The following is a 12501-nucleotide window of genomic DNA, read 5'->3' on the forward strand; positions in this document are numbered from 1 at the left end:
TTATGCATCCTGTTTAACGCATAAGAAACGTAATACAGATTCCTCAATACGAAGCTTTTCTTCCAGTTCAGCTGGAACTGTTGTTTCTCCTTCGAATTGGATGAAATAGTAGTATGCTTCTCTCATCTTCTGAATTTCGTAAGCTAACTGTTTCTTACCCCATTCATCGACGTTAGTGATCGTAGCACCTGCTGTAGTAATCATTGCCTGAGCTTTTTCAACTAAAGCTGCACGTTCTTCGTCTTCGATCTTTGCACTTAAAACTAATGCTAATTCGTATTTCATCATTGCTTTTGCACCTCCTTTTGGTCTATTGGCTCTTAACTACACTGAAAAGAGCAAGGATATTTTTATATACCACGAGAAAATATGATATCATAAAATCCGCCTATTCGCAAGCATTTTTTATAAATCCTCTGAAATTTTTCTCTACCAGCTTTCTTGGCACCATGACCTGTCTGTCACATCCCTGACATCGAAGTCGAAAATCCATCCCAACCCGGAGTATTTCCCATTGGTTACTTCCACATGGATGCGCTTTTTTTAATTTAATAACATCTCCAACATGAAATTCCATTCCTAAACCTCCTTTACTTTGCCTTCATCATATCAAAACAGCTTTCGTTCGTCTACGTCTCATAATATTTTTTATCTTATAAATCTGCCGGAAGTAAAAAAAATCGGGAAAAATCCCGATTTTTTTTACTGTTGTTTTTAAGAAGAAGTCTCTTTTTAAATTATATTTCCGGTGCTGTGGCGTCAATATCCCCAAGTTTCATTGCTTCATACTGTTCTAAGATCAGTGTCTGAATCATATTTCTTGTATCGGAATTAATCGGATGAGCAATATCACGATATTCCCCATCTGCAGCCTTACGACTTGGCATTGCGATAAATAATCCTTTCTCACCTTCGATAACCTTAATATCATGAACAACAAATTCATTATCAATGGTAATGGACACTACAGCCTTCATCTTACCTTCTTTGGCTACTTTTCTAATACGTACATCTGTAATTTGCATGTTGTCTTCCTCCTAGTTTCATATAAAATATAGCTGAAATTCGCTCTCCGGACCATCATTTATGACTTCTTCCTTGACAATGGTCGCTAAATGCTAATTATCATTATATCATTTTCATGGGTAGATGTGAACAAATTATTAGAATTATTTTCTTTTTTATTATTAATTTTTACTATATTTTTTAAATATTCTTATTTTAAAAATACTCATGTCATATTCTATCTGCTGCTCTTGCAAGATTACATAACCTGCCTTATAATAAGGAAAACAAAAAAACTTTTTTTATTATATTTTTAGAAAGGACCCATTAAACATGTATCAAATAGATTTTAATCAACCAATTCATATTCATTTTATGGGAATCGGAGGCATCAGTATGAGTGGACTTGCAGAAATTCTTCTCAAAGAAGGATTTACCATTTCCGGATCCGATATTCACTCTTCACCTATTACCGATCGTCTGGAAGCAAAAGGTGCTAAGATTTTCTTTCAGCAGACTGCTGATAATATTACTTCCGATATTGATCTGGTTGTATATACTGCTGCCATAAATTTTGAAACCAACGAAGAATACAAAGCTGCAATTTCCAAAGGAATACCTGTTATGAAACGTGCAACACTGCTAGGACAGCTGATGCATAATTATCAAAATGCTATTGCAGTTTCCGGAACTCACGGAAAAACAACCACTACATCTATGCTTTCCCACATCCTGCTGGCAGGTGATACAGATCCAACAATTAGTGTAGGAGGAATACTTGATGCAATTGGAGGTAATATCCGTGTAGGACATTCCGATATGTTTATCACAGAAGCCTGTGAATATACAAACAGCTTTTTAGAATTCTTTCCAAAAATCAGTATTATACTTAATATAGAAGAAGATCATATGGATTTCTTCAAAGACATTGACGATATACGTCATTCTTTCCGTGAGTTTGCTCATAAGCTGCCTGATTACGGATATCTGGTACTAAACGGACAGATTGACAACATTCCTTACATTGTAGAAGGTCTTTCTGCAGAATATGCAACTTTCGGAATTGATAATGACACTGACACATTTACTGCCAAAAATATCACCTATGATGCTTTCGGACATGCCGGCTTTGACTATTATAAAAAAGGCCAGTATATCGATCACATCCAGTTAAATGTAAACGGAGAACACAATGTACGAAATGCTCTTGCTGCCATCGCTGTTGCAGACCGTCTGAATCTCTCCATGGATGCTGTTAAAAAAGGTCTCCTGAGCTTCTCCGGTGCCAAACGTCGTTTTGAACTGAAAGGTACCTGCAATGATTTTACCATCGTAGATGATTATGCACATCACCCAACAGAAATCAAGGCAACACTTAATGCTTGTAAAAATTATCCTCACGAAGAACTATGGTGTATTTTCCAGCCGCATACTTATACCAGGACCCATGCATTTCTGGACGAGTTTGCCGAGGCACTCAGCTTAAGCGATCATGTTATCATCACTGATATATATGCAGCCCGGGAAAAAGACACAGGTCTTGTAAGTTCTAAAGACATTGTTGATAAAATGGCTGCATATGATGTTGATGTTCACTATATAAAAGACTTTGAAGATATTGAAAAATTTATTTTAAAAAATTGTAAAAAAAATGATCTGTTGATAACTATGGGGGCCGGAAACGTCGATTCTATCGGGGATTCTCTCATCAATAAATAGTTATCCACATTATCCACAGGATTATACACATTTGTGTGAAAATAATTCTGTGGATTTCTTTTTTTGTTTTCCACATTAATAAAATCGATGTAAATGGCTTACTTCCGTGTTTTGTATTTTATTATCCACATTATCCACATTATCCACAGGTTTTTCCACAAAATTAATGTGGATTCTCGTCCTATTTACTTTTTTTTCGTTCTGAGTTATAGTCAGTTTATATCAGAAAATTAAAGGGGAACAATGCGATGAATTACATAAAAGTCACAACTACATATCCGACGGGAGGAACACTTCTTCCAAATGCTTTTGTTGATAACTATATGATTCGTGCCAACGGAGAGTATATCAAAGTATACATTTATCTGCTTCGTATGGTTTCTGATGGAGCCAATTTCAGCATTCCTTGTCTGGCTGATGTTTTGGAACTGACAGAACGCGATGTGACCCGTGCATTAAAATACTGGGAGAAAGAATCTCTTCTTCGTATGGAACTTGAGCAGGGTGAAATCAGTTATATTGAACTTCTTCCTGTATCAGGCAAAACAAAACTCCCTGCCGACTCACAGGCTGCTTCTCCTAAAAAAGAATCTGCCTCAAGTTTGGAATCACAGGGAACTGCCGCTATTCCTGCCATGAAGACTCTATCTCCTGCAGAATTAAAAAGAAAAAGTGAAGATGAACGCTTTTCTTACCTTTTATATGTTAGCGAAATGTTTTTAGGAAAACCTCTTACCTGTAATGATATGAATACACTATTATATTTATATGAAGATTTATCCATGTCATGTGAATTAATTGAATATCTTGTTGAACACTGTGTTTCTAACGGAAAGAAAAGCTTCCGGTATATGCAGTCTGTTGCAATTAACTGGTATGAAGAGAATATTACTACAGTTGATGAAGCAAAAGCTCACAGCAAGAATTTTAAAAAAGAATATTATTCTATCATGCGGGCTTTCGGACTGAACCAGAATCCTGCTCCTATCCAGGAACAGTATATGAAACGATGGTTGGAAACAGAAGGCTTTGATTTGTCTCTGATTCTCGAAGCCTGCAATCGGACTATCAATGCCATTAATAAACCAAGTTTTCCATATGCGGATACTATTTTAAAACATTGGAAAGATAATAATATAACAAGTCTGGAACAGGCAAAAAACTTTTATCAACATCAGAAAACACCTAAAACTTTTGTAAGTAACAATCAGCCGGTACATAATTTTCAACAGAGAGATTATGATTTTAATGCATTAGAAGAACAGCTTCTCCAAAAGCAATTTTCAGATGAAGTCAGGGAGAGATAATACATGCCACTATCCAAAAATGAATATCAGGAAATCAACCGGCTCTATGAAGATCGCCGCCTTTCCAATTTTCATATTCATGAACAACGAAAAAAAGAAATATATAACAAGATTCCAAGAGTCCGTGAACTGGAACAGGAAATTGCCCATAACTCTATTTCTCTAGGTAAAAAATTGATTATTACGGATCAGCCATCTGTTCGTGAAGAATACAAAAACAGAAATGCTATCCTTTTAGCCGAGAAACAGAAACTTCTTTCAGAGAATGGGTATCCTGCAGATTACCTTGAACCAGTTTACCATTGTAAACATTGTAAAGATACCGGTTATATCGGACAGGAACGCTGTCACTGTTTTCAGCAGGCTCTGATTCAGTTACTATATTCAAATTCCAACATGGAGAAAATCCTTGAAAGAGAAAATTTCAATACTTTTCGTGAGGATTATTATTCTGATCAGATGACACCAAAAGGACTTCCAAGCCCAAGAGCGAATATTCGAAAAGTCCTGCAGCACTGCCATAGATTTATTTCACGATTTCCTAATCATGAAAATATCCTGTTTCAGGGCTCAACAGGTGTCGGAAAAACCTTTCTGAGTCACTGTATTGCTAAAGAGATTATGGACAAAGGATATACCTGTATGTACATTACTTCTTTCGGGCTTTTTGATTTTCTGGCCGGGCAGACATTTCAAAAGGGCAGCAATCAAAGCACAAAATTATCCCTTGATTTGATCTTTCAATGTGACCTTCTGATCATCGATGACCTGGGTACTGAAATGATCAACAAGTTTGTTGTTTCGCAGTTATTTCAATGTTTAAATGAACGACTGATTCAAGAGAAATCAACTATTATTTCTACCAATCTTTCACTGGAAGAATTTCGTAATGCCTACTCTGAACGTATTTTTTCAAGAATAATCGAACATTATTCCTGGCACAAAATATATGGAGATGACATTCGTTTTCGGAAATCAAACTTGACGTAACCCGTCTGTAATGATATAAACAATTTATAGAACTATTATACGAAGGAGATTTATCATGAGAAGATCTGATCGCAACTTTACTAAGATTCCTGATGGAAAATTAGGAATTATTGCTCTTGAAGGATGTGAAGCCCTTGGAAAAGCAATAGACAACTACATCATCAAATGGCGTACAGAAACAAACGATACTTTTAAAGATTCTGTTGCCTGTGATGGTTATTTAAGAGACACCTACCTTCTGGAAACATCATGTCCAAGATTTGGATCCGGGGAAGCTAAAGGACTGATTCACGAATCTGTTCGAGGCATGGATCTCTACATTATTGTAGACGTATTAAATTACAGTATCACATATTCATTAAGCGGACATACAAACCATATGTCTCCAGATGATCATTATTCTGATTTAAAACGTATTATCAGTGCTGCTGCTGCAAAAGCTAAAAGTGTCAATGTTATTATGCCTTTCTTATATGAAGGTCGTCAGCACAAAAGAAGTACCAGAGAATCTCTCGACTGTGCATATATGCTTCAGGAACTGGTTGCTTTAGGAGTTGATAATATCATTACATTTGACGCTCATGATCCACGTGTACAGAATGCAATTCCTATTTCAGGCTTTGATAATGTAAAACCAACTTACCAGTTTGTAAAATCTCTGGCAGAGCAATGTGATGATGTATGCTTCGATAAAGATCAGCTGATGATTATCAGCCCTGATGAGGGAGCTATGCAGAGAGCAATTTATCTGGCAAACGTTATCGGTGTTGATGTAGGGATGTTCTACAAACGCCGTGACTATTCAACAATTGTAAATGGACGTAATCCTATTGTAGCGCATGAATTTTTAGGTGATTCTTTAGACGGAAAAGATGCTGTCGTTATTGACGACATGATTTCTTCTGGAGAAAGCATGATTGATGTAGCCAAAGAACTGAAACGCAGACATGCAAGACGTGTTTTCTGTTTATCAACTTTTGGTCTCTTTACAAATGGACTTTCTGTTTTTGATCAGGCAATTGAAGACGGTATTATCGAAAAAGTTATTACAACAAACTTAACTTATCAGACCCCTGAATTATTAAGCAGAGACTGGTATGCATCTGCTGATGTAAGCAAGTATGTTGCTCTTTTAATTGATACATTAAATCATGGAGCATCTATTAGTGGTCTTCTTGATCCAACAGAACGTATCAAAGAATATTTATTTAAACATTAATTATATTTTGTCCGCTTGATTCTTTTAATAATAGAATCAAGCGGACAAGTTTTTTCTAATGAAATAAAAAACAGACTCATTTTAATGAGCCTGTTTTTTTATATTACAGTCTTTATTCCTGCTGCTCCGTTGACTGAGCAGCTGTTGTTGATGCCGCTGTGGAAGCAGCTGTTGTTGGCGCTTCTGTTGACTGTTCCTGAGTTGCCTGCGTAGTTGTTTCACTTCTGGCCGTGGAAGCAGCTGTTGTTCCATTTGTTTTAGCTGTTGATGCCGGCTGTTCATCCACAGAATTATATCCTTCCAGACGTTTCTCTGTTGAGAACTCAGAATGAATAGCATTCATAAAATTACTCCAGATAGATTTTGGATAAGAACCTCCACTTAAAGCTGGCATAATCTTATTATCATCACGACCTACCCAAATAGCAGTCGTATAATATGGTGTGTAACCACAAAACCATCCATCACGATTGCTTGTTGTTGTACCTGTTTTACCTGCAGTATCAACATTTGGCACTTTAGCACCTACACCAGTACCTGATTTTACAACACTCTGCAATACATCTGTCATATAACTTGCAGCTGTACTTGAATATACCGTCTTTTTCTTTCCAGATGAAGACATAACTTCTTCTCCGTCAGACGTAGTAATTTTAGTAATACATGTTGGCTCACGATATACTCCATCATTTTGTAATGTTGCATAACCTGCAGCCATTTCTTCAGAAGTCGTTCCTTTTGTAAAACCACCAATACAAGTTGTATAGTATTTATAATCTTCCTCTGTCAGATATTTAAAATTCATTTTTTCCAGATAACGCAATGCTGTTTTTGGTCCAATCTGTTCATACAATCTCATGGAAACTACGTTACTTGATTTCTGAACAGCTCTTCTTAATGTAATCTGTCCAGAATAAGAACCTCCTGAGTTTCTGACTCTGTGCTCGTCTGTAGTCTTCATCGGATTATCATTAACAATGGATCCCGGTGTCCATCCTCTTTCCAGTGCCGGTGCAAATACAAGCAGCGGTTTAATGGAACTTCCTGGCTGTCTTGGACTCTGGTATGCTCTGTTCAAAGTATATCCGATATTTTTCTGGTGTCTTCCACCAACAATAGCCACAACTTTACCTGTATCATTATCAATACATGTTCCTGAAGCCTGAGCTTTATAGATTCCATTTTTATCTTTTTCTGTATATCCGCTTAAAGCATTGTCCACGCTTTTTTGAAGCTGATCTTGCACATCCGGATCAATAGAAGTATAAATATGGTAACCTGCGCTATAAAGTGTACGCTTACATTCAGCATACATCTTTTCATAATCATCCTGGTACTTATCCTTTTCAGAATCTGAATCAAAAGTACTTTTAAACTCAAACCCTTTTTGTTTCATAATCTCTTTGGTTGCACAATGAATGACATATGTTTCAATATAATTCTTTTTCTCGGTTTTTTTGGCTTGTTTTATAACAACTTCTTCTGCCATGGCCTCATCATACTGATCCTTTCGGATGAGCTTCTGTCCATACATATCTTTCAGAATCTTATTTCGTCTGGTCATGGTCTTTTCTTTATGGAGCAAAGGATCATACATAGTTGGTGCATTAGGAATCGCACACAGGAATGCAGCCTCAGACATAGTCAGATCTTTGGCATCTTTATTAAAATATCCTTTACTTGCTGCCTGAATTCCATAATACCCATTGGCAAAATATACGTTGTTAAGATAAAACTCTATAATCTGATCTTTCGTATATTTTTTTTCCAATTCCACTGCCACAAACATTTCTTTAACTTTTCGCTGCCAGGAAATCTCACGATTTAGAAATACTGTTCTGGCAAGCTGCTGAGTAATGGTACTTCCTCCCTGAGTTACAGTTCCTTTCTTTGCAACGAATGATACTGCAGCTCTTAAAATACCCTTATAATCTACTCCGTTATGCTTATAAAAATTTCTGTCCTCAACTGAAATCATAGAAGCAACTGCATATACCGGAAGATCTTTATACTTCAGATAATATGCATCCTTCTCTCCCCGAAATTTTGTTAACTGTTTTCCATTGGTATCGTAAACAATACTTGTCTGCGAAGCCTTGAAAGTTTCTTCGGTGGCATCTGCAACAAGTTGTTTAGCTTCACTACGAAGCTTTAAAACTTTCATTCCAAAAGTAAACCAGCCTATTACTACTAAAAACAAAAAGACAATAGAAATTTTCAAAAGAATTTTTCTTTTTTTCTTCTTCTTTTTAACTTTTTTCTCTTTGCCGGGAATAACCTTTTTTGTTTCCTTTGTTTCTTCAGCCATATTCCTTTCACCTTTCGTTTGCTTTTCTTTACATATCTCAAATGCAATCATAAAAATTACACTTTGTGCCTATTATATCATAAAATATAAGCTTGCCCAAATTTTTACTTCGACATAGTTCGTTTTACTTAGCATAACTGTAAAAAATATTTCCAGCTGCCTTAAACTCTTTTTCCATTGCACTTCTTTCTGCCTGGACAGATTCTCCTGTTAAAGAATCGAAATATCGAAGTTTTGTCTGGTTATAACTGATGAGTAATACATATGTGCCATTCTTTCTTCTTGCCATTACAGATCTGCCTTTACTGATAGAATACAATACATCCTCAAGGTTACAATCCGAATAATTGACTCCCTGTTTATCAAATGCATTAAACAATTTATCAAAAGTATTTCCTTTCAGTTTCTTAATCTTGTCATATGACAAATCCTTGCCTTCAGAATCTGCCATCATCTTAATGCATGCCACATCTGTCTCACTCTTGTTTTTAGCCTTTGTTATGGAAATATTTGCAACCTTTCCATAACTCTTCGCAATTCCTTTTTCCCACAGATATAACTGACCATAATTTACTACAACTCCACCTCCCTGTTTTGCTTCTTTAATTGCATCTTTCATACTGCTGTATGTTCCTGAAAGTTTTCCTCCCGTATAAACATATGCATCTTTATACTTGTATACATTATTTGCAAAATCAATCTTCAGTTCATCACCTTTTTCTTCAACATTCGTAGACAAATAACTTGGTCGTGTCTGTATATATATATTTTCCGGGAATGAAAGATACAATTGGTTAAATCTTGTGCCTGTATATCCATATTCAAAGACAACTTTATCCTCTGTCTTATTTTTGAATCTGATATAGCTGCTATCTGTCTTTTTATAACTGTTTCCATTCTTTTTGGAATAGGTAAGAACAACCGTTGTCCCGTCTATTTTGGCATCCGTAATATATAATCCAGTTTTTCCATATTCATTTACATTTTTATTATCACTTCTAATAAAAACGTTATTAAGAGGATACATATAAGTTCCATCTTTTTGGCGGACAATCTGATCTTCGTCACATGTTCCATAAACAAAATCCTTCTGAATAAATCCAATTGGTTTTAAAAGCTGTCCTTTTTCACCTGAAATGATCCATTCTTTACCAGATGATAGATTTACCACTTTAATTTTGTTTTTAGACTGATTCAGTGCCAGCATTCCATTTTCTGATACTACTGCCAAATCATCTGTTATATTTTGCGCAAGGATACTGCTCTGTTCTTTATCAAGATCCACATGATAAATAGAACTGTCCAGATAAAAATAGAACTGATTATTCTTACTTAAAAATGCTCCTTTTTCCAGATCATTTTTCATTGTGTCATACTGGACTTTTACTGGAATAAATGCCAGTTCTTCAATCTTCTGTTCTTCAGCATAGAAGCGATATACTGATATTCCATTTTTACCTTCATGCTTTCCTCGGTTCATATATCCATACACCAGGAAAGAAATATCACCATTGGACTTCATCTGCATAATCTGGATTCCATGTTTTGGATAATTATTTCTGCTTTCTCTGTAATCTTCCCCCATAAATGAAAATACCTTATACATGTCCGAATTCTGATAATCATAGTACCATAATTCATTCTGAACCACAAAAGCAGCTTTCTTTCCGTTATCCTTACTGATCAGCTGTTTATCACTTCCGCCAATTCCGATAAGAATACGATTATTCACACGATCAATGGTATCATAGCGCATATAACTTTCTAATTTTCTTTCATAATTCAAAAGATACATTCTATCTTTTGAATAACGAACCCTGAAGTATTCATTTGCCTGATAGTATTGTTTTACGCCTTCACTATTTTCTGCAGATAAAATATACCGAAATTCCATAGAGGTAACATTCTGAGAAATTTCTTTAATGGTTGCCGGATACATTCTTTCAACCTGTGGTGAAAGATTTGCATAACAAATAGCCTCCTGACTTGATTTTAAATCTACATATGACAAATTATTGGATATTGTACCTTCTTCTGTCTCCAGATATTGACTGATAAACTCTGTATTACCTTCCTTCAAAGTTGAATCATGAAACTTCATGGCAAATTCCATACACTCTTTTAAATGAAATCCTGTTCCATAAACAACTCTGGTATAGTATTTAACATCTTTATTATCTTTTGTAACAGACAATTCCATCAGATACGTTCTTCCAGATTCCAGTCTCTTTGATATATTAATATCTGCCAGACTCTGGTCTCCTTCTTTCTGAAATGCCGCATCTCCTCGATCCAAAATAGTTTTATTGTCAGAATCATAAATTTTGTATGTTACTGCTTCAATTCCTTCTTTATTGCCGCTTATAGAAACTTTCAGAGAATTTTTATCCAGAGGGGTTGTACTGTCACGAAGCATGGAAGCATCTACATCTCCCTGATATCCATGCAGCTGATTGATTTCCTGCTCATCTGAAATCAGAACCAGCAGCGGTAAAGTTGCCTGCGTTGTCTCCCGAACGCCATGATTATAACGCCCAACAAGCATATAATTCCACAGAATCAATGATATGATAAATATGAAACCAAAAATTATTATTTGTATTGCTTTTGTATGCCTCATTTGTTTCTCCTTTTTGTACACCTTCTATGGTTCATTTTATCCGTTTTCTGCTGTTTATACAACCATTTTAAGGAATCTTTAAGATGTGCCGTCTGAATTCAAACGGCACATCCCCTACGAAAACATTCTTTTTTTCATTCTGTATCTGCAACGCCTATGACACATCTCTCCTCCAAGAAGAGCCAATATCATCTGATATAGCATGCGATCTCTTTTAGGACCGTCTTCTTTTTCATGATATTTTATTTTATCATAAATCTTATCCGCCATTGCCATTACACCAACTCTATCCATATATTGATCAAACATCATACTGCCTTCATACTCCAGCTGGTCACAGGCATCTTCAATAAATTCCAGGATTTCCCTGGAAAGTGCAGAGTACATTTTTGTAATATACTGATAATCCTTTTCATCCTGTTCCTCCTGAAGAATTTCCATTTTTCCTGGCATTTCATCCATATCAAATCTAGGTAAATCTCCTAATCCTTCTATTGGAATCATTGTGAGACTCCTTTTCCTCTATTGATAATATCCTATGCCTTAATAATAAAAAGGTGAATTTTATTTTCTATAACAAATTCTTTCCTCATGAAAGAAAAAAGAATCCTCCTCATGGAAGATTCTTTTTCAAAATCATAAGTCTTCTTTTTTAATACTTCTTACTTCTTCATTAATTGCCAGCATCTTGCTATCCAGAAATGCAATCATGTCTGCACATTCTTTTAACTCTGTGCGGATATAATCCGGGGCATTTCCTTCGTATTTATAATAAATCTTATGCTCCAATGATGCCCAGAAATCCATAGCTACTGTGCGAATCTGTATTTCTACCTTTGTTGGTACAACTCTATCTGACAAAAAAATCGGTACTTTAACTATCAAATGATAGCTTCGATATCCATTTGGTTTTGGATTAACCATATAATCCTTTGTCTTTAACACCTCAATATCATCCTGATTGGAAATCATATCAACAATACGATAAATATCTGGTGTAAACGAACAAATAACCCTGATTCCAGCAATATCATCGATATATTTCTGTATATTCTCTACAGTTACATCGACTCCCTTTCGTAAAAGCTTTCGCATAATGCTTTCTTCACTTTTTAGTCTTGACTCAATATGTTCAATCGGATTATATTTATGTACAAACTTAAATTCATCATTTAAAATTTCCAGTTTTGTACCAATTTCTTTCAATGCCGAACGATATAAAAGCTGCATCTGCTTATATTCTATCAATACATCCTTTACATCAGGTAATTCCAATTCTCTCATTATGATCACTCCTCACCGTTATTTTTAAAAATAATACACAAGGTATTTC

General features: G+C 35.5%; 11 protein-coding genes. 4 read left to right on the forward strand and 7 right to left on the reverse strand.

The genetic code is table 11. From position 1 onward, the window contains the following. The 3 genes from rpsF to spoVG all read right to left on the reverse strand — a co-directional run bounded on the left by rpsF (window position 1) and on the right by spoVG (window position 1025). Window positions 1-288, reverse strand: a complete 288-nt coding sequence (rpsF, locus tag KTB61_RS08305; RefSeq protein WP_075759684.1) for a 30S ribosomal protein S6 — start codon at window positions 286-288, stop codon at window positions 1-3. A gap of 100 nt (window positions 289-388) precedes the next feature. Continuing rightward, window positions 389-577, reverse strand: a complete 189-nt coding sequence (locus KTB61_RS08310) for a DUF951 domain-containing protein (RefSeq protein ID WP_075759685.1) — start codon at window positions 575-577, stop codon at window positions 389-391. 160 nt (window positions 578-737) lie between these two features. Continuing rightward, the gene (gene spoVG / locus KTB61_RS08315; RefSeq protein ID WP_075759686.1) at window positions 738-1025 is read right to left on the reverse strand and encodes a septation regulator SpoVG; all 288 of its coding nucleotides are present in this window, start codon (window positions 1023-1025) and stop codon (window positions 738-740) included. 313 nt (window positions 1026-1338) lie between these two features. Here spoVG and murC point away from each other — a divergent pair, with 313 nt between their 5' ends. The 4 genes from murC (at window position 1339) to KTB61_RS08335 (ending at window position 6240) form a co-directional block, all read left to right on the forward strand. After that, window positions 1339-2724, forward strand: coding sequence for a UDP-N-acetylmuramate--L-alanine ligase (gene murC, locus KTB61_RS08320; RefSeq protein WP_216697260.1), 1386 nt, complete (start codon window positions 1339-1341; stop codon window positions 2722-2724). 248 nt (window positions 2725-2972) lie between these two features. Continuing rightward, window positions 2973-4031, forward strand: coding sequence for a DnaD domain protein (locus KTB61_RS08325; protein WP_075759688.1), 1059 nt, complete (start codon window positions 2973-2975; stop codon window positions 4029-4031). A 3-nt stretch (window positions 4032-4034) separates the two neighbouring features. Further along, complete coding sequence (locus KTB61_RS08330; RefSeq protein ID WP_216697261.1) at window positions 4035-5021, forward strand: ATP-binding protein; 987 nt, start codon at window positions 4035-4037, stop codon at window positions 5019-5021. A 55-nt stretch (window positions 5022-5076) separates the two neighbouring features. Continuing rightward, on the forward strand, window positions 5077-6240 hold the full coding sequence (locus KTB61_RS08335; protein ID WP_216697262.1) for a ribose-phosphate pyrophosphokinase: 1164 nt from the start codon (window positions 5077-5079) through the stop codon (window positions 6238-6240). A gap of 112 nt (window positions 6241-6352) precedes the next feature. Here KTB61_RS08335 and KTB61_RS08340 read toward each other — a convergent pair whose 3' ends face one another. The 4 genes from KTB61_RS08340 to KTB61_RS08355 all read right to left on the reverse strand — a co-directional run bounded on the left by KTB61_RS08340 (window position 6353) and on the right by KTB61_RS08355 (window position 12452). Beyond that, entirely contained in the window at window positions 6353-8548 is a 2196-nt protein-coding gene (locus KTB61_RS08340; RefSeq protein WP_216697263.1) for a transglycosylase domain-containing protein, read from the reverse strand. Window positions 8549-8672: 124 nt separating this feature from the next. Beyond that, window positions 8673-11168, reverse strand: a complete 2496-nt coding sequence (locus tag KTB61_RS08345) for a hypothetical protein (protein WP_216697264.1) — start codon at window positions 11166-11168, stop codon at window positions 8673-8675. A 114-nt stretch (window positions 11169-11282) separates the two neighbouring features. Continuing rightward, complete coding sequence (locus KTB61_RS08350; protein WP_075759692.1) at window positions 11283-11672, reverse strand: hypothetical protein; 390 nt, start codon at window positions 11670-11672, stop codon at window positions 11283-11285. A 132-nt stretch (window positions 11673-11804) separates the two neighbouring features. Beyond that, window positions 11805-12452, reverse strand: coding sequence for a GTP pyrophosphokinase (locus tag KTB61_RS08355; protein ID WP_075759693.1), 648 nt, complete (start codon window positions 12450-12452; stop codon window positions 11805-11807). Between the last annotated feature and the right edge of the window lie 49 nt (window positions 12453-12501).

Origin of the sequence: Anaerostipes faecalis (genome assembly GCF_018982945.1) — a bacterium.
GTDB lineage: Bacteria > Bacillota > Clostridia > Lachnospirales > Lachnospiraceae > Anaerostipes > Anaerostipes faecalis.

Excerpts from the sequence above, each read along its gene's own strand:
- KTB61_RS08355 (WP_075759693.1), bottom strand. The coding sequence starts at position 12,452 with ATGAGAGAATTGGAATTACCTGATGTAAAGGATGTATTGATAGAATAT.
- KTB61_RS08335 (WP_216697262.1), top strand. The coding sequence starts at position 5,077 with ATGAGAAGATCTGATCGCAACTTTACTAAGATTCCTGATGGAAAATTA.
- murC (WP_216697260.1), top strand. The coding sequence starts at position 1,339 with ATGTATCAAATAGATTTTAATCAACCAATTCATATTCATTTTATGGGA.
- KTB61_RS08330 (WP_216697261.1), top strand. The coding sequence starts at position 4,035 with ATGCCACTATCCAAAAATGAATATCAGGAAATCAACCGGCTCTATGAA.
- spoVG (WP_075759686.1), bottom strand. The coding sequence starts at position 1,025 with ATGCAAATTACAGATGTACGTATTAGAAAAGTAGCCAAAGAAGGTAAG.
- rpsF (WP_075759684.1), bottom strand. The coding sequence starts at position 288 with ATGATGAAATACGAATTAGCATTAGTTTTAAGTGCAAAGATCGAAGAC.
- KTB61_RS08340 (WP_216697263.1), bottom strand. The coding sequence starts at position 8,548 with ATGGCTGAAGAAACAAAGGAAACAAAAAAGGTTATTCCCGGCAAAGAG.
- KTB61_RS08350 (WP_075759692.1), bottom strand. The coding sequence starts at position 11,672 with ATGATTCCAATAGAAGGATTAGGAGATTTACCTAGATTTGATATGGAT.
- KTB61_RS08345 (WP_216697264.1), bottom strand. The coding sequence starts at position 11,168 with ATGAGGCATACAAAAGCAATACAAATAATAATTTTTGGTTTCATATTT.
- KTB61_RS08310 (WP_075759685.1), bottom strand. The coding sequence starts at position 577 with ATGGAATTTCATGTTGGAGATGTTATTAAATTAAAAAAAGCGCATCCA.
- KTB61_RS08325 (WP_075759688.1), top strand. The coding sequence starts at position 2,973 with ATGAATTACATAAAAGTCACAACTACATATCCGACGGGAGGAACACTT.